Genomic DNA, 17,327 nt, shown 5'->3' on the forward strand with positions numbered 1-17,327 from the left:
GGGGGGGGGGGCGAAAGAGAAGAAGCTTGAGCAGGAGATGACGGAAGGGAGAAGCAGGAGGTGACGGAAGGGAGAAGAAAAAGAAGAACGCGGTGGATGCAGGGGGAGGTAGAGCCTGTGGAGGAGCAGACGTCGGAGCACAATGGGGCTCATTCCGGCGGCGCATTCGGGCGTGAAGTCGGCGGCGTCGCTGGGGCACGGCGGGCGGGCTCGATAGCCATGCATGCAAGTGGCTCGATCCCGTCGATCGGGGCCAGTGCCTGAACGACGGTCAGGTCATCCTGAGTCAGGAGCGTCTGCCTGCCGTCGAAGTTCACTGCCGTCGAAGTTCATCCCCACGCAGAAGGAACATGAGACGGCGAATGACACCACCGTGCGCACGAGCTCGAGAGCTCGTTCGGCGAGCCAGCCATCGTCGTGCACGATGAGCGACTCGAGCACGGCCGCACCGGCTGCGACGTGGCTGCGGCTGCCGCGAACCACGCTGGCAGCTGCGCCGGAAACAACTCAATGCCCGAGCGTCGCTGCGCGATCCTCAATCCCTGACGCGGGGTGAACGGCATACGGATCGGTGCGCTGAACTGCGCGGTCGTGCTCACGCCTGCCACCGCGCGCCTGTGCAGTGACACAGCACCGCGCGGGCCGAGGTGTCAGACTCGTGGCATGCCCCAACGCTTCAGGCCCGGAGTTCTGGTGCTGCTCACTCTCATCGCGATCGTGATCGCGGTGCTGCTTGCAAGGCTCGCGGGCGTCGGCACGCCCGAGACGTCCGGCACGCCCGGCACGTCCGGCACGTCCGGCACGCTCGGCACGACACCGGCCACACGACCGGAAGCGAGCGTCGTCCCGAGCGCAGCCACCGAGGCGACCGTCGAATATGTGCATGACGGGGACACCCTTTTTCTCACCGACGGCCGCAAGGTCAGGATGCTCGGAATCAACACCCCCGAGATCGGTGACAATCTCGAATGCTACGGCGACGAAGCGACCAGCCTGCTGCGTCAACTCCTCCCCAAGGGCACCAACGTGCGAGTTCTCCCCGACGTTGAGCCGCTTGACAAATACGGTCGGTCCTTGCTGTTTATCTACTTGGATGATTCCACCAACGTCAATCTCGAGATGCTCAGGCAGGGCGCCGCCGAGGTCGAGATGTATCGCCCGAATCTGTTGTTCCAGGCTGAGATCGAGGCGGCAGAACAGGCTGCCATCGATTCCGGTGTCGGCATGTGGGGAGTGTGCTGACGGTAGCTGCTGGGAGACTCGAGTGTGACCGATACGCGAAGCGCAGCCCTGGCCATCCTCCGCACCCTGGTCGGCAGGGATGACGCCGACTTCCATGACGGGCAGTTCGAGGCGATCAGTGCACTTGTCGACGACGCGAGTCGGGCTCTCGTCGTACAGCGCACGGGGTGGGGCAAGTCTGCGGTCTACTTCGTCGCCACGCTGCTGCTGCGCCAGCGCGGCGCCGGCCCGACGATCCTGGTGTCGCCGCTGCTGGCGCTGATGCGCGACCAGATCGCCGCGGCATCCCGAGCCGGGGTGCGGGCGGTGGCAATCAACTCGACGAATCCGCACGAGTGGGCCGAGATCCAGTCGCGGCTTCAGGATGACTCGGTCGATGTGCTGCTCGTCAGCCCCGAGCGGCTCAACAACCCTTCTTTCCGCGAAACGCAGTTGCCTGCCCTCGTGGGGCGCACGGGACTGCTCGTGGTGGACGAAGCACACTGCATCAGCGACTGGGGGCACGACTTTCGGCCCGACTATCGGCGACTGCGCGACCTGATCGCGGAACTGCCGAACGGGGTCCCGGTGCTCGCGACCACGGCGACGGCCAATTCCCGCGTGGTGGCGGATGTCGCTGCGCAGCTCGGCTCTGCCGACACCGTGCGCACCATCCGGGGCCCGCTCGCGCGCCGCTCCCTGAGACTGGGCGTGCTGCGGCTGCCGGATGCGGCCGCGCGGCTCGCCTGGCTCCTGACCCACCTCAACGAGCTTCCCGGTAGCGGCATCATCTACACGCTCACGGTCAGCGCCGCCGAAGACACCGCGCGGCTGTTGCGCGATGCCGGCCACGATGTGCGGGCGTACACCGGCCAGACCGACACCGCGGAACGGCAGGATGCGGAGGAGGCACTGAAGCGCAACGAGGTCAAGGCGCTGGTCGCCACGTCCGCGCTGGGGATGGGTTTCGACAAGCCCGACCTCGGGTTCGTGCTGCATCTGGGCGCTCCATCCTCTCCCGTCGCGTACTACCAGCAGGTGGGCCGTGCCGGTCGCGCGACAGATAACGCTGACGTCGTGCTTCTGCCCGGGCCGGAAGACGAGGCGATCTGGAATTTCTTTGCCACGGCATCCATGCCCAGCCAGGAACGGGCCGAGGCGGTGCTCGCCCAACTCGGCGACCAGCCGCTCAGCACCCCCGCGCTCGAGGCTCGGGTCAACATCAAGCGCACGCCGCTGGAGCTGCTGCTGAAGGTGCTCGACGTCGACGGCGCGGTGCAGAAGGTGCAGGGCGGGTGGGTGTCGACGGGGCGCCCGTGGCAGTACGACCGTGAGCGCTACGAGCACATCGCCGCGGAGCGCAAAGCCGAGCAGCAGCACATGCTCGACTACGAGGCGCTGCCGGCCGGGGCATCCGGGTGCCGCATGGAGTTTCTGCAGCGCTCGCTCGACGACGACACCGCGACACCGTGCGGGCGGTGCGACAACTGTGCCGGCGCCTGGTTCTCCGCAGATTTGGGGGTGGATGCCGCGGCGCAGGCCGCCTCGTCGCTCGACCGTGTCGGGGTGCCGATCGACCCGCGCGCGCAGTGGCCGACCGGCTCGGCTGTCGCCCGGGGCAACATCCCCGCCGCCGAACGGATGCTGGAGGGCCGGGCCCTTGCGCGCCTCACCGACCTCGGCTGGGGCGGAACGCTCCGCTCCCTCTTCGCGATCGACGCCCCGGATGCACCGGCCTCCCCCGCGATGCTCGCCGCGTGCGTGCGAGTGCTGGCGGGCTGGGGTTGGGCCGAGCGCCCGGTGGGTGTCGTCGCGATGCCGTCGCGCGGTCATCCACTGCTCATCGACTCGGTGGCGAAGGGGCTGGCAACCGCCGGGAAGCTTCCCTATCTGGGCTCGCTCGGCTACGCCCATCCCCCGCAGGGCGGGCCCGGCGGTAACAGTGCGTTCCGTCTCGCGCAGGTGTTCGACGCTTTCGAGGTGCCGTTTGACGTCACGGGCGGCCCGATCCTGCTCGTGGATGACCTCGCCGACAGCCGCTGGACGCTCACCGTCGCCTCCCGCCAGCTCCTGCGCGCTGGCGCGGGCGGCGTGCTGCCGTTCGCGCTCGCGCTGCGGTAGCGGAGCCCTCTGGCGCGGCTAGGGACACCGCGGCAAAACCCGCCCCGGGCTATCACAGCGGGGGTTTGTCGAGGGTGCGTAGGTTGCAACATCCGCACGGTTGACGAACCCCCGCGCGGTTGGGTGGGCGCGGCTGAGGCCGCGCGGCGGCTACCGGCGAGTGACGGCGCGGCGTACATCCACCCTGGGACAGGTCGCCCGGATGGATGCCTCGAGCTCGTCGTCTGCGGTGATGACGCGAACCGGGCGACGGGCGTGAGCAGCAACAACGTGACCACGACGACGGGGATGAGGGCTGGCAGGCCGTGACCGGGGATCACGAACGCCCCGCTGTCGCTGGCCAGCGCGGGCGCGGAGGCCAGGGCCAGCCACACGATGGCGGGCACGACGGAGACGATCACGGGAAGGGCGGTGCGGGCATCCATTGTTCTGAGGGTTGACCAGTGGCGCACGGCGAGCGCGACGATCAACCCGGCAGGCAGCAGCACCCACGGGCTCTAGGTGGCCAGCAGCAGGGTGGCGATGCAGAACTGCACGGCGAGTGCGGCCACGACGCGGCCGGGCGAGGCGAGGTAGATGAGCCAAGCGGCGAGCACGATCGGCAGCGCCACGTGCGCGTTGAGGTAGCCGTATTCGATGGGCAGGCCGGCATGAAAAGGCTGACGAACCAAAGGAGCAGCAGCAGCGATCCGGTGGTGCTGGCGACGGCCACAAGGCCAACGCGCGATCGATCGATGATGGATGCCGCCACCGCTCCCATACCGAGGCTCGTTGCGGCGAGAAGCGCCACCCACACCGCCCCGAAACCGGCAAAGTCGTGAGCGAGCAGTGCGGCGGCACCCCCGGCGAGCCTGCCCGGCGCGATGCCGAGGGCGAGCAGCGCGGAGGGCAGCGGCACGGGGTTCTCGGCCGCTCCGAGGGCGATTCCGCTGGTCGATGATGCGCTCGGTGAAGTACAGGCTGTCGTTGGCGTCGCCGTTGAGCGCCCACGTGAGCGGCGCCGCGCCCGGCAGCACCTCCACTATCACGAGCGTGCCCAGCCACGCGGCGCCTCCCGGCATCGCCGGAACCCACACCGCCACCGCATGCCGCCCGGGCCTGCGCCACGCCCCGGCCCGGGTAGCCAGCGCGACCCCGACGCCCCCACCGACGATGACGACCACGCCGGTTGACACCAGGATGCTCGCCCCCGTGAGCCGCCCCAGGATCATGGATGCCAGCACCGTCAGCAACCCGACCGCGGGCACACAGAACAGGTGCCCGAACCGCCGACTCGCGAGCATCGCCCACAGCAGCGCGCACACGCCGATGATGGCGAACGGGATGAGGGCGGTCACGATCTACCTGCGCGCGGGCGACAGTCGCGCGGGCGAGGTAACAGTGGCAGCGTAGGTGCGTGGGTGCGGGCCGGGTGCGGTCGAGCGCACCGGTTTCTGTCGAGCGCAGTGAAAGTTATCGCAGCGCTCGACAATCGCGCTCGCGGAGTGGGGTTGGTCCGAGCGACCGGGCGCCAGCGTGGCGATGCCTTCCTGGAGATATCCGGTGCAGATCGAGTCGGTAGCGCGCGGGCTCCCCGGGGCGCGGCGGCTCCCCCATCTCGGAGCGCACACCTCCGTCGCATCCGCAGGTCGGCCCTGACTACAACGGCGCTTTCCGGCTGGCGCAGGTACTCGACGCGTTCGGGTTTCCGAAACCGTGAAGGTCACTATCCTGCTCGTCGATGACCTCGCGAACAGCCGCTGGACCCTCACTGTGGCGTCCTAGCTGCTTCGCCGGGCGGCGCGGATGTGCCACTCCCGTTCGCCGTGACGCTGCGGAGTCTGTGGGAACCGCCTGCTGGAGCTAGTGTCGCGGCCGTCGCATGACCTTTGACAGGCGCGAAACCTGGTACCCTCGCCTTGGTCCTGGAAGAGAAAGTTACAAATGAAAAAGCCCATTCCGGTCATCGACCTGTTTGCCGGCCCCGGGGGTCTCAACGAGGGCTTCTCGAGGCTCGGAGAAGACGAAGGCGACCCGGATTTTGACACAATTGGGTCGTTCGAAATGGAGTCGTCCGCGATCAAGACCTTGACCCTCCGAGCCGTCTATCGGCAACTACTTCGCAACGGCGGCGTCCCACCCAGCTATTACGACCACATCCGTGGAGACCTCGCTTGGGAATCCTTCGTCGCTGACGAACGAGTGGCTGAAGCGCTGGAGGTGGCAAGCGATCACATTCACCAAGTGGAGTTGGGCAGTGAGGATGACGACTCAGACGACCTAATTCGAGGAGCGCTGGATTCATCGGGAGTGACTTTGGAGTCGCCTTGGGTTCTAATCGGCGGGCCGCCGTGTCAGGCATACTCACTTGCTGGCCGCTCACGACGCGTCAATGACGACTCCTTCGCAAGCGACAAAAAGCACTTTTTATATCGCGAGTATCTCCGAATCATCAGCACTTTCGCCCCTCCGGTTTTTGTAATGGAAAACGTCAAGGGATTGCTTTCATCTCAAAGCGAGGGGTCGGGGACGTTCGACCGCATCATGAGAGATCTGTGTGAACCTGGCGACGGCCTGAAGTACGAGGTGCACTCCCTAGTGATAGACAAGAGGCCGAGCCAGCTCAAGCCGAGCGATTTCGTAATCCGTGCTGAGCAATACGGAGTGCCTCAACGGCGTCATCGCATCATCCTAGTTGGCGTGCGGGAAGGCTTCTTCGATCAAGCGCAAGTCGGAAAACTCACTCCATCCAACCCGGTAACCGTAGCCGACGCACTTCTCGGGATGCCCGAAATACGTTCCGGTATCAGTAGATCGAAGACTGACGACCAAGCGGAGTGGGAGGCGGTCAGGACTTTGGCCTCGTCACCAGCACAGCTCCCTCCTGCCCCCACGTCGCGAGGTGGCAAGTCTCTTCGACGACAATCGGTTCCAGCCGGGCTATTCGGTGAATGGACTATGGATGACGATCTCAAAGAAGTTATCCAGCATGAATCTCGCGACCACATGGTTGAAGATTTGAAGCGTTATTGGTTCGCCGCCGACAAAGCCAGACGAGACGGCGTATCGCCGAAACTCGCTCAATTTCCTCCCCATCTCCAGCCGAAACACAAGAACGCCGACAACGAAGCACGCCCCTTTCAAGATCGTTTTCGAGTTCAGGTCGCGAACGACCCAGGCACGACGGTCGTTTCTCACATCTCAAAGGATGGGCACTATTACATTCATCCGGATCCGAACCAAATGAGAAGCCTCACAGTTCGCGAGGCAGCGCGACTTCAGTCGTTCCCTGACAACTATTTTTTCGTGGGCAGTCGAACGCAGCAATACCACCAAGTTGGCAATGCTGTCCCTCCACTCCTCGCCAATCAAATCGCGAAGGTAATACGCGAGCTATTTCACTGACACCGCATCTAGCTGCGGACGCTCCATCCGAAATCCAAGACGCTCAACCTCAACAGCTATCTTCACGCCCTGGACAACCTGTTTTGCACTAAGAGCACGGTCTTGCGTTAGGTAGGAACCGATGGAGAAAGCTAAGCCCCGCTGCCAAGACTGGAGATTGCCGGTTTGCTTCGCCCACGCCGCGATACCGATCCATGCTTCAGGGCCGAGACTTAAAATTAAGGCTCGACCAGCAATCTCGTCGTCGGACGCAGGGAGAGACGTTTCGGGTTGGGAAGCTGCAGTGGCGGATCTTGAGGTGGAGGCGACTGCCCCTATCATCAGGTCGCTCGGCGCAACCCAAGAAATTTCTTTCACGGCCGCCCAACAATCCTTCTTTTTTGCCCATTCAAGTACGTTCTTTGACCCGGCGGATGAGATCAACTTCGCGTGAATCAGGGGAGCAAGTTCATTTACCGATGACGCCCAATGCGGAGACACCGCCTGCTCACGCCAAACCTGATCCAAGTTGAGTCGCATAGAGATTCGGTTCGATACTAGAGCGACTGTATAAGCAACAACCGCTGACCTGTAGCCGCCCAGCTTCAACGCGTTGACGAGCAGTTCAGTCTGTTTCCAGAGAATTGCCTTTGATATCAAGTCTTGGAAATACGGAGCATCGGGTGAGGTCGATTGTTTCGACTCTGCCATTGCCTGCGAGAATTCATTGAAATTCTTCTCGGCGCCTAGGGCGACAGAGAACGGCAATTGCCGCCAGGCGTTTTCATATTTTGCGACGTCCGTCTTGGCAAAAAGCTGCTTGCGCGGATGACTCAACAGGAACTGGCGCTTCTGCGCCGGGGTCCGCTCCCTGCCCACGGCATCGGCAAATTGCCCCCGCGAGCGCTCGTAGAACCACCGGGTCATTTCATGACTACCTTCGGGTGCCGGTGCCCAGATGCTCCGGGATAGCTTTTCGAGCTCTACGTGGAATGGATCGTTTGCACTGAAATCAGCCATTCTGATCAGGTTCTGCGTATTTGCAAAGCGTGATATCAGTGGGGCCAACGAGCTTCGGGCGTCATCTTCCAGTATGGAAAGCTTCGCTTGAACTAATACGTTCGAGAGGTCGACTCCTGGTTTGCGAGAGGCGTAGTACAGCGAAGCTGTCGTCTGACCGCCGTTGACAATCTGCAAGCCAATCAGTCGGGAGATCACGGTTTCACCGCTGGACGTCTTTCTACGCTCAACCGACGTAGCTGTCATTGACAGCCCATTGTTGTAAGCGAGAAACCTCGAAGGGTCGTCCTTCAGCGTGGTTTGCATCCCTTGATTCGTCTTTCCGCGCGCCTGCAAAAACGAGCGAACATTTAGCTCCAGAAGTCGAGGGCCAAACTCTTCATAAACGTCGGCCAAGAACTTACCCGGTATCACCAGCAGATATGCCTCGTAGTCCTTGCCCTCGAAGGGTCCGATCGACGCCAGACCGTCTACCCCGAAATCAGAGGTCAGCACTTCAACCGGTTCTTGGGTTTTTCCAGAGCCGATGAGGCGCTCCAACCGCTCCAAATCCCAAACTTCGTAACGCGCGGGATGTCCCTCGAACTCCTCGGGGGCCGGAGGGGTAGTCCGGAGCAGCGAATTGGTCAGCACCACGAACCGGATCGCTCGAGCGTGGGTCCATACGTCAAAGACAAACTGCGCGGTGTCGAAGACGTCCGTTGACTCCTCGATCTGTCGATAGAGGCCTTTCACACACGCAGCCGCGAACCGGTTCAATCGAGCAAAAAGGCGCGAAAGGTCTGCCTTGGTAAGCGTCGGGACTTCATCTTTCGAGGTGAAATGTGCCACGTAAAAGGTAAGCAGCGCCCGCTCCTCGTCCCAATCGAATGCGCTGATCTGCATTCGTGAACTTTCGAAGACGGCCTCCGTCACACGAGGATCGTTGGCCTCACCCGCATCAATGAGAATGTCGAGGGCCGTCTTGGTGAAGGCGCTCGCCAGACTCGATTCCTCGCCTTCAGCGTCAGCAGTTATACGCACCAACTGTTGCAGTTCGACCTGGAACAGATCGAGATTCATCGGTACTGCTCCAATACCGGCTCAACCATTGCTTCAAATGTGACTCGCCACTCCTGACACTGGTCAATGTTTAGTTGGTACTTGGTTCGGGAGACGGCCGGCGGCAGGTCAGTTGTTCGGAGCGAAGGGAAATCTTGCCGCACGGCAAAAACTTCTTCTCGAGTCGACTCATAGTGCGAAAAGTAAAGCGAGGCATGAATATCCAAATATCCAACGTCTATCAACAGATCTTCAAAGTGGTCTGCTTCATTTGCGAAATTAGCGAGTGACTTCCGGACCCGACCGACGATTTGTGGGAGAGTCAGACCCTGGCTGTGAGGTCGCACGTCGTAACCGAGGAAGATCAGGAACAAAGGCGAGATTTCGCCAGGGTCCAATTGCCTTTCGCTGTTTATCGTCGCGCTGGCAGACGCGAGTGATGCACTTGCTTTAACTTCAAGCGCCCAATCTTGAGCGGAGAAGTCGTGGACCTCTGAGTGGGGACCTTCCCACAAGGCGACCGAGCGGTCGACCGGGACGCCCGCTGCTTGGAGCTCTTGCAGAACGACCAGCTCGGCGAAGAGACCGAGCTGCTCTTCGCGCGTGAGCCCTTCAACGTTCCTGCTAAAGAATGCTTTCCATCGAGAAAGTCGCTCGGAGACCTTCTTTGCTTCTTCACCTGTGGAGGGCGTCACAGCCCTAACTAAGTCCTGCACCACGACGCCAAACAAAACGCTGTCACCCGGCCTGACTTGGTCGATTCTCAGTTGTTGCGCCTTTGGCGTCGAACTAACCAAGGAAAACTTCAGTCCGCGGACTTGGTCTACTTGGCTAACCAATGACGATTGGTGCTCGAATTCGAACCGGACACCTCGCATACGCGATTCCGTGTCCACGGTGAGTACCAAGTTCACTGTTCGAGACAGCATCACTCGGCGAGATACCTGGCCGAGCCCTACGTCAACACTTTCAAGCTCTGCGTAGGTTCCCTCGATGTCCATGAAGCCCGCCTCAGTCGTCATTGTCATCCGCCTCCTGAAATGCCCGAACCATTTCAAGGTCCCAATAGATCTCGTTTACGCGGTAGTTCACTGAGGGGGCTTCTTCGCTCCACGGAAATGCAATCGCAAACCCTACATAAGGCGTTTCATCTGCATCCAACCCAGCGGCGTCACGCTCGAGCGGATAAATCAACAAATATCCCCGCTTCGGACTTCTGATCCGGCGCTCAGCTAGCGCGGTCGGCGCAGTTGGCACCCCGGCCTTGTTTACGCGGCTGGATCCCTCCCAATTGCTTATGGCTTGCTGAAGGGCTCGAGACATTTCTTCGGCATCGTCTTTGATCGGGAAAAGCTCGTCGGCGCTGCTTACGAGACGACCGATAACATATGTGGGCGGGTTTCCGTCTGGGCGTGTGTCGGGATTTCGCTCAATTAGTCCAAAGCTGTCGTTCGGAAGATTTAGCTCCTCACCCGCACCGTCTTTGGATGCGATATACACGTCCCAAGTGGTCAACTCGGAATCTTCTAATCCGTTACATGAACGGACATACTCAGACATCGCCGCGGGGAGTGCGCGATAGGCACCGCGATGTGCATCGTATCCATCCAGGAACGCCAGGATGGTTGTCGGCCTAACGCCTCTCCAATAGTGCTTTCGATTGGTGGTGGCTACTGCATGCGGATCATTCTTCATCGACTCGAGGAGTGTCGTAAGGGCAGCTACGTTCCGTTTCCGCACAATCTCATCGTCAACAAACAAGATGGTTTCTGTGATTGTGCCGCTGAAGCTGGCGCGAATGTTCTTGGCGAATCGGGACTTGTTCGCTGCGGTTACCATTAGGCCATCAGGATGGGACTGCACCCGCAGACCGAAATCAATAGGAGTTTTTCCGAGTGCTGCCATGAGCTCAAACTCTTTATATAGTCGCTCAGAAGCGCCGGTGATCCTGCGATACCAGCGGACGAGCTGCTCTGTCGTGTACAGCCGGCAAACATCCAGGTAGCCCGGTCTGTATCCGAACCATCTACCCATCTGCATCAACGTGTCGTACATCTTGCTCGCTCGCAAGTAATAAGAGGTAGTGAGGCCTTCGAGAGTCAACCCTCGGGAGAGCTTGTCTCCACCCACTGCGATTACAGTAATTCCGTCTGGATTTTCCTCGTATAAAAGAGCGTCTTTCGCCTCCCCGTTGATCGCTTTGACCTGCATCTGTCCAACTACTTGCTCAATGAAGGGCTGAAGTTCGACGAATGATGCAAAGCCAGAGGATTGTGCGTCAAGGGTTCCCTGCGCCTCCATGAGCTCGTGGGTTGCTCGGAAGTCGCCCTCATACAGATCGCGCAGCATCAGCCACGCTTGAGTATCAAGGCCTTCGGCCGGAAGGTATAAAATTTCGTTCCTGATCGAAAGCACAAAATCGGTGACCTGTTCCGCGACGGCAGTTTGTACGTCGACGTATTTGGTGACATGGAGCAACATCGAATTGTGCTTCATCCGCGCTCGTCGGGCCCGCTTAACTGCGGAGGATAGGACGAAGGAACATATCGCTTCTCGGACACTTTTGGGCAGGGGTCCCTTTGGCAGTTCACCTTTCTTGTGTCCGTCCGGCAGCCAAGAGTCGTAGTCCTTGACTTCTCGATTCGTAGGAAGCGCCTCGACCCCCTCCACACCTGCCGAGTCGTCTTCCTTAAGTCCGAATATTTTTGCCGGCCCTGAATACGCCGAGGTCTCCGGCAAAGTCACAATGAAGTGCTCCGGGAACAACCCCTTTCCAAAGATCTCGTGATCCGCAGAGGGATTAATAAAGATGTTGGCGAAGGGGGTAGCCGTATATCCGACGTAGGCGGTCTTTTCGAAAGCATTCAGCAGTTGGCGGATCAACGCGTTGGTCGCCGAGGGACTACTCTCGTCGCCCGTCACTTTGTCGACGATCGAGCCGGTATCGATAGATGCGTGGTCCGCCTCGTCATCGATGAGCAGCATTGGAACATTGCGCACAATCTTCTGACCGGTTTCGGGGTCCAACTCATGGTGAAGACCGGTTGACCAGGCATAAAGGTTTTTCAAGATGGCGGTATTTTTCTTCACGACAAGAATCACCGGATCGCCACCAAGGGCGCCAACTCCTTGCGCAAGCCGTCGGTTAAAGTCGCCCTTCTGATCTGACGACGTAGGGCAATTGATTCGGGGCTTCCGGGCGTCTTTTAGTCCAACTCCTACGCGCATCCCCAGACTGCCGTTTATATTTCCCTGGGTATTGAACCCCAAAACACCGCTGTTGATTCGTAACTGGGTTTGGCTTCGAAGGTTGTCATGTGTCCCCGCCAACACAATGACCAATTTGTATCCGGCATCAAGCGCCTTGTTGATCAAGCCAACGTAGTTTGACGTCTTGCCGGACTGGACCTGGCCGGCGACGAGCCCACGTCGGCTCCAGGCCCCCGGTCGTCGTGGGTCTTCCAACATCCCTAGGATGCGATCGGTGATGGGGTGAAGCGATCCATCGATGACGGTTTCCGGCCGATGTTCGTCCTCGATCAGCCACTGCCGGTACCTGCTCCAGTACTCCCAACTGATTTCGTTCTTTTGAGTTTCCAGCCACTCGACGTGTCCTTCATTGTTTACGAGGAGGTGCTCGTTACCGACGTAGACGTTGAACAGAGTTTCTAACTGCAAGGCGGCGTCGTGCATCTGCTCTTCGCTTACCTCGTAGCCGGAACGAGACTCGGTGAACTCTTTCGCAGCCGCGAGAGCCTCGTCAAACAGCTCCTGGGGAACGACTCCGAATTCCCGGTACTGCTCGGCCAACTCCACACGTGCGTAACTGACTATCTTTTCAGAGACGTTCATTCGAGGTCCTCTCGGAAGGCTTGAACAATTTCGAGGTAGTAGATGAAGGGCTCGGCAGTAGCCAAAAAATCGAGGGCTTCAGAAGAAGATTTGCCCTTGGCGATTTGTCGTTGATGCATGAATTCCAATTGATCCCGTACTTCGAGGCCCTCGTCTTGAAAAGGGCCTTTGGTTGAATCCAACGACTCGGCTACTGCTATCCCAATCTGAGTGACGGGGACCGTCTCTTCAACAAATCGCAAAAGCCGCTCTACTGCGGTTTTGTTGACGAGTCCGTCACTCAGTGCATCGGCCACTAGCGGATGCCTACGATTCACCCGATAGGAAGTGCCACCGCTCCTGTGCCCAATTGCATCCCAAGCGACCACATACTCCTTTGCCAGACGGGACGCGGTCTGCTTGCCGCGGAATCTATAGACCTCTTCGGCATCCTTCTTCGTGGCTCTTGCAATACGCCGCAAATCACCCAACATCCCGCTGGGCGCCTTGATTGATGACTTCCTGACATCTACCTGCCATAGGTGATCCAGCGTTGACGGGATTTCGATGGCGATCCGGGCGAGCTTGCTGTGCTCCTCCTTAGCGCCGCCCACCCCCAGCCATGATCCGCCCACAAGCAAGCGATCTTTTCGATACACGTAGAACCCTTGGCTTGCGTTCCAACCATCCAAACCGGCAGCCGCTTCGTGCTCCGCTTCGCTCAACTTCGACTTGTGAGGCAGCACAAACGGCTCGACCACGACTTCGTAACCTGCCAACCAAATGGACTCTTTGCCAGTAGTCGAGGTAGCCATGTGGCTACGTAGAAACGGATCCCATGGGATTAGTTGCTGACCGTTCACCCATATCCGCACAGGTCGACTGCGGGAAAGGTATCGGTGGAAGACCAATTCGAGGTGCCTTCGAACGGAGTCGACGATTTTTAGAAAGTCAGCTTGCGATCCCGCCGACTCTGCGCCGAACACCTTATCGAGCATGCGATCCAGTTTCCCCAATGCGACTACGGTGCCCGAATCTGGTAATAACTCCGCCATACTTTCCGAAATTTCGCTGGGCGCTTCCGTGAGAAGTCTCCACTCGTCCGTCCTTTGCACGACGTCTAAGTCCCATTGGCGCACGTGTAAATTCTCGGCCTTCGGGGTTCGGGACATCACCGTCAACTGACGTCCCTGAGAGAACGAGGCTGTCTTGAGCCCGAGTCCGAACCTGCCAAGGTCGCCCTTGCTTCGATCATTCAGCGGGCTCTGACTTCCAAGCCGCATCGCCGCGACGAGGGTTTTCTCGTCCATCCCATCTCCGTTGTCAGTGATGGATATCCAAGAACTGGAACCCATCCAGTGCAACTGGACACGAATTTCGAACGCACTAGCAGAAATGCTGTTATCGATCAGATCCGCAAGGGCGGTCTGGGGGCTGTAGCCGAACGCACGAAGCGATTCGAGGATTGGGCTAGCGCTTGGCTCAACAATCTCGTAGTCATGGCCACCGGCTCTAGCGTCTTCGATTGTCGCGTGTGGCTCCCTATGCGTCACCGGGTCACACATTTGAATGCGATGCCAGCAAAGTAACGGGAAACGCAACCTCTTGCTGGGATGGGGGCAGAAAGAGCGTTCTTGTCCCCCGAACTGTGATAATGACGGCGATGAGATCGGCATCCGACGCTCGGTATTGCAAGATGCTTTCCCCCATTGCGCCCCGGCCGGATCGCTCACTACGAATATATTGGAGTCTGCTGACATTCGCTCGACTTCGCTAACCCCAATCCGGGTGACTTCGCCAACATAGGCCCGCAATTGGCCAGATTTCCGGACAAGTAGGGCGTAAATTGATCATGTGGCTGATGTTCACTCCCCTGAGCAACGCAGCCGGAATATGGCAGGAATCCGATCAGCGAACACTAAGCCAGAACTTCGGCTTCGAAGGGCCCTTCACGCGCAAGGCTTTCGATACAGGCTCAACTCGGCGAAGCTGCCGGGCAAACCTGATCTAGTGTTCCCGAGCCGCAAAAAAGTGATTTTTGTTAACGGCTGCTTCTGGCACGTGCATGACTGCAGGTACGGTCAGGTCGTGCCTGCAACCCGACCAGAGTTCTGGGCTGAGAAGCGCAACGGGACAGTTGGGCGTGACGCACGTAAAAACTCCGAACTGGAAGCGCTTGGGTGGCAGGTGCACACGGTTTGGGAGTGCGAACTTCGAATACCTGAACAGGCCATCGCAGATGCAGTTCAATTCCTTAAATCGTAATGACTTCAGGTGCCACTACCCCTTACTGGCGTCCGTGGCACCGCCACTGTGGCGACGGCGACCACCAGCATCGCGATGAAGACCGCGGCCGAGCCAGCGGTGATCCTCGCGGGTAAGAGGTCATCGGCATCCCCCTTCCCCGAAGATGGAGTTAGCTATCCCACCGAAGATGGAAACCCCGATCGCGCTGCCGATGGAGCGGGCGAACAGGTTCGTCCCGGTGACGACACTGCGCTCATCCCATCCGACGATGGATCGGCCGGCGCTAAGGGTGGGTACAGCCACCAGTCACATAGCGAGGCAGACGATGAAGCAAGCGATCACGAGACAGTAATTGGATCGGTCTGTTGAGGCCGAGTGACGACACGCTATCGACCATTGAGGAAGCCTGTGGGGTGCTTCGTGCGGGAACGTGGTTCGCATCTGAGCCACTGGGGTGGCGCTCGAAGCCAGCGACGTGCGCAGGCGCGGGAGATGAGGCAGCGTCTGCCCGCGCCACCGACCTGCCCAGCACCAGCCCTAGTGGATGCCATCCAGCGTGTCGGTCGCGGTGTTGCCGATGTTCGCCCAAAACTCCGGCTACCCCACTGGGCCGAAGTTCTGCGTTCATGCGGTTAATCTTCCTCGACTAAAAGACAGCCTCCGCCGGTAGCCTCCGGGCATGGCGCTGTTAAATCGCATAATCGTTGACCCGGAGGTCGCGCACGGTCGGCCGCGGCACGCGAATTCGCGTGACTGACGTGCTTTCGCGTCTAGCTCAAGGCGCCTCAGAAACAGAGATGCTTGAGCACTACCCACATCTCGCCGCCGAGGACATCCGCACATGCCTCGCGTATGCCGCTGCACAGACCGACCACGCGATCGTGGTTGCTTCGTAGCTGGTGCGTTTTCCTGCCGCCGAGCTGCGGTGACGGGCGCAGGTGGGAGGCACGAGGCATCCACTGGCCCCATAATGAAGCCGCCACAGCACCCGCCCTACCCGATCCCTCCCAGGGTCTCCATCTCGGTGTTGCCGATGCGCGCGATGACGTCGGGACGGTTGCGTCGAAGGTAGACGTACCTGATGACCGTGAGCAACACGAGCCCAAGGAAGATCCACGGCAGCACGTTGAACGGAAATGTCGGCACCGGGAACACGTTCGCATAAAAAACGTACGCCATACCCACAACCGACAGGACGGTCGTGAGCCACACCAGTGGGGTGGCCTTTCCCATCCTGCGCAAGACGATGAGCGAGGCCACCGCGACCAGCGCATAGGCGAACATGTAGCCGTAGGTTCCCGTCGTGTTGATCCAAACCAGCACGCTGATGCCATCGACGCCCGCAAGATAGAAGAGCACGGGCAGCAGGATGATGAACGGCGCCACCATGAGGATCGCCCGGTGCGGCGTCAGGTGCGTGGGGTGGGTGCGACCGATGGATTCGTGCACCACTCCCTCCTTGCCCATCACGTACACGATGCGTCCGATGACGTTGATCGGAGCGACGACGACGGCGAAGAACGACGCGGCGATACCGAAATTGAGGATCGGGTAGAACCAGGTGGGGAAACCCGCGAAGGCCGCGATGTCATCCATGGGGCTCGCCGACGCTCCGAGACCGTCACCGAGCACGGCGACCTGGGAGTAGGCGGCGAAGATATACAGCAGGCCCACGCCGAGCGCACTCCACATGATGACGCGAGGGATGGTGCGGAACGGATTGCGTGCCTCGCGACCCAAAGCATCAGCTGATGAGAAGCCGACGAAACCAAGGATGGCCAGCACCATACCGGCGGCGACACCGTTGAAGGTGATGTTCTCGAAAGCGAACTGTGACAGATCCAGCGCGTTCGGCCCGAGGGCGACGAGACCGGAGATCAGCACGATCGTGATGATGGTGATCGACACGAGCTCGAGCGCGAGCGAAACCCGGGCCGACAGCCTGATCGAGCGGATCGTGAAGTAGGTGGCCAGCGACCCCAGCAGGATCGCAATGACAACCTGCGACAGCACGCCCTCGACAGGAATCCCCAGGTCATTGAGCACCGTGGTCATGTACACGACGGAGCCGCTGAGCGAGGCCGCCGCAATGCCGAAGCAACCGAGCACGAGGGTCACGCCCGTCAGGAAGGCGCCGGTCGGGCCGAGACCCGCCGCCGAGTAGCTATAGAGCGACCCCGCCGATGCGCGCGTCTTCGCGAACTGGGCGATGTTGTAGCCGACAGCGAGGATGATGATGGTGGCGATCGCAAAAGAAAGCCACGTCGCTTTTCCTGCGGTCAGAAATATTGCCGCCGCGGTGAAGGCGATGACAGCGCTGGGCGCAATGTTGGCGAGCGCCTGGGCGGCGAGTTCCGCGCCGCCCATGACGCCCGAGCGAAGGCCGGCGTCGGCTTTCTGCCCGGTCGCCTCGGTTTTTTCTGTGGTCATGATGATGTTCCTTTCACTGGAGAGACAGGGTGATTCTTCGGGTGGAGCACGGC

14 protein-coding genes are annotated in these 17,327 nt (G+C 60.2%); 7 read left to right on the forward strand and 7 right to left on the reverse strand.

Annotated elements, in window-relative coordinates; translation table 11 throughout:
- Positions 1 to 276 precede the first annotated feature (276 nt).
- Positions 277 to 483, reverse strand: a complete 207-nt coding sequence (locus IEW81_RS03875; protein ID WP_097060366.1) for a hypothetical protein — start codon at positions 481 to 483, stop codon at positions 277 to 279.
- A gap of 180 nt (positions 484 to 663) precedes the next feature.
- Between IEW81_RS03875 and IEW81_RS03880 the strand changes: the two genes are divergently transcribed.
- The 3 genes from IEW81_RS03880 to IEW81_RS14620 all read left to right on the forward strand — a co-directional run bounded on the left by IEW81_RS03880 (position 664) and on the right by IEW81_RS14620 (position 3,843).
- Positions 664 to 1,242 (forward strand): thermonuclease family protein, encoded by a 579-nt coding sequence (locus IEW81_RS03880; protein ID WP_097060365.1) that lies wholly within the window; start codon positions 664 to 666, stop codon positions 1,240 to 1,242.
- Positions 1,243 to 1,266: 24 nt separating this feature from the next.
- Positions 1,267 to 3,342, forward strand: coding sequence for a RecQ family ATP-dependent DNA helicase (locus IEW81_RS03885; protein WP_097060364.1), 2,076 nt, complete (start codon positions 1,267 to 1,269; stop codon positions 3,340 to 3,342).
- Positions 3,343 to 3,717: 375 nt separating this feature from the next.
- On the forward strand, positions 3,718 to 3,843 hold the full coding sequence (locus IEW81_RS14620; protein WP_268236626.1) for a hypothetical protein: 126 nt from the start codon (positions 3,718 to 3,720) through the stop codon (positions 3,841 to 3,843).
- Here IEW81_RS14620 and IEW81_RS03890 read toward each other — a convergent pair.
- Positions 3,840 to 4,679: a hypothetical protein gene (locus IEW81_RS03890; protein WP_097060363.1), complete on the reverse strand. Its 840-nt coding sequence runs from the start codon at positions 4,677 to 4,679 to the stop codon at positions 3,840 to 3,842. The genes IEW81_RS14620 and IEW81_RS03890 overlap by 4 nt on opposite strands.
- A gap of 586 nt (positions 4,680 to 5,265) precedes the next feature.
- On the opposite strand from IEW81_RS03890, the gene IEW81_RS03895 reads away from it, so the two are divergent.
- Entirely contained in the window at positions 5,266 to 6,726 is a 1,461-nt protein-coding gene (locus IEW81_RS03895; RefSeq protein ID WP_097060362.1) for a DNA cytosine methyltransferase, read from the forward strand.
- Here the strand turns inward: IEW81_RS03895 and IEW81_RS03900 are convergent.
- Genes IEW81_RS03900 through IEW81_RS03915 form a run of 4 tightly spaced genes read right to left on the reverse strand, consistent with a single transcriptional unit; the run spans position 6,715 to position 14,357 of the window.
- Positions 6,715 to 8,787 (reverse strand): AIPR family protein, encoded by a 2,073-nt coding sequence (locus IEW81_RS03900; protein WP_097060361.1) that lies wholly within the window; start codon positions 8,785 to 8,787, stop codon positions 6,715 to 6,717. The two genes, IEW81_RS03895 and IEW81_RS03900, sit on opposite strands and share 12 nt — an antisense overlap.
- Positions 8,784 to 9,788 (reverse strand): PD-(D/E)XK motif protein, encoded by a 1,005-nt coding sequence (locus IEW81_RS03905; RefSeq protein WP_179691810.1) that lies wholly within the window; start codon positions 9,786 to 9,788, stop codon positions 8,784 to 8,786. Before IEW81_RS03905 ends, IEW81_RS03900 begins: the two co-directional genes overlap by 4 nt.
- Positions 9,778 to 12,618, reverse strand: coding sequence for a Z1 domain-containing protein (locus IEW81_RS03910; RefSeq protein WP_097060359.1), 2,841 nt, complete (start codon positions 12,616 to 12,618; stop codon positions 9,778 to 9,780). Before IEW81_RS03910 ends, IEW81_RS03905 begins: the two co-directional genes overlap by 11 nt.
- Positions 12,615 to 14,357: an ATP-binding protein gene (locus IEW81_RS03915; RefSeq protein WP_097060358.1), complete on the reverse strand. Its 1,743-nt coding sequence runs from the start codon at positions 14,355 to 14,357 to the stop codon at positions 12,615 to 12,617. Before IEW81_RS03915 ends, IEW81_RS03910 begins: the two co-directional genes overlap by 4 nt.
- 94 nt (positions 14,358 to 14,451) lie before the next feature.
- Between IEW81_RS03915 and IEW81_RS03920 the strand changes: the two genes are divergently transcribed.
- The 3 genes from IEW81_RS03920 to IEW81_RS14625 all read left to right on the forward strand — a co-directional run bounded on the left by IEW81_RS03920 (position 14,452) and on the right by IEW81_RS14625 (position 15,740).
- The gene (locus tag IEW81_RS03920) at positions 14,452 to 14,862 is read left to right on the forward strand and encodes a very short patch repair endonuclease (RefSeq protein ID WP_097060357.1); all 411 of its coding nucleotides are present in this window, start codon (positions 14,452 to 14,454) and stop codon (positions 14,860 to 14,862) included.
- A 9-nt stretch (positions 14,863 to 14,871) separates the two neighbouring features.
- Positions 14,872 to 15,213, forward strand: coding sequence for a hypothetical protein (locus tag IEW81_RS03925; protein ID WP_143544649.1), 342 nt, complete (start codon positions 14,872 to 14,874; stop codon positions 15,211 to 15,213).
- A gap of 335 nt (positions 15,214 to 15,548) precedes the next feature.
- Complete coding sequence (locus tag IEW81_RS14625) at positions 15,549 to 15,740, forward strand: DUF433 domain-containing protein (protein ID WP_268236627.1); 192 nt, start codon at positions 15,549 to 15,551, stop codon at positions 15,738 to 15,740.
- A 97-nt stretch (positions 15,741 to 15,837) separates the two neighbouring features.
- Here IEW81_RS14625 and IEW81_RS03935 read toward each other — a convergent pair whose 3' ends face one another.
- On the reverse strand, positions 15,838 to 17,274 hold the full coding sequence (locus tag IEW81_RS03935; protein ID WP_097060355.1) for an APC family permease: 1,437 nt from the start codon (positions 17,272 to 17,274) through the stop codon (positions 15,838 to 15,840).
- Positions 17,275 to 17,327 lie beyond the last annotated feature (53 nt).

The sequence above is a fragment of the Salinibacterium xinjiangense genome (genome assembly GCF_014645015.1).
GTDB classification, from domain to species: domain Bacteria; phylum Actinomycetota; class Actinomycetes; order Actinomycetales; family Microbacteriaceae; genus Rhodoglobus; species Rhodoglobus xinjiangensis.

Coding starts and splice junctions, on each gene's coding strand:
- IEW81_RS03880 (WP_097060365.1), top strand. CDS start 664: ATGCCCCAACGCTTCAGGCCCGGAGTTCTGGTGCTGCTCACTCTCATC.
- IEW81_RS14620 (WP_268236626.1), top strand. CDS start 3,718: ATGGCGGGCACGACGGAGACGATCACGGGAAGGGCGGTGCGGGCATCC.
- IEW81_RS03895 (WP_097060362.1), top strand. CDS start 5,266: ATGAAAAAGCCCATTCCGGTCATCGACCTGTTTGCCGGCCCCGGGGGT.
- IEW81_RS03900 (WP_097060361.1), bottom strand. CDS start 8,787: ATGAATCTCGATCTGTTCCAGGTCGAACTGCAACAGTTGGTGCGTATA.
- IEW81_RS03905 (WP_179691810.1), bottom strand. CDS start 9,788: ATGACGACTGAGGCGGGCTTCATGGACATCGAGGGAACCTACGCAGAG.
- IEW81_RS03910 (WP_097060359.1), bottom strand. CDS start 12,618: ATGAACGTCTCTGAAAAGATAGTCAGTTACGCACGTGTGGAGTTGGCC.
- IEW81_RS03915 (WP_097060358.1), bottom strand. CDS start 14,357: ATGTCAGCAGACTCCAATATATTCGTAGTGAGCGATCCGGCCGGGGCG.
- IEW81_RS03935 (WP_097060355.1), bottom strand. CDS start 17,274: ATGACCACAGAAAAAACCGAGGCGACCGGGCAGAAAGCCGACGCCGGC.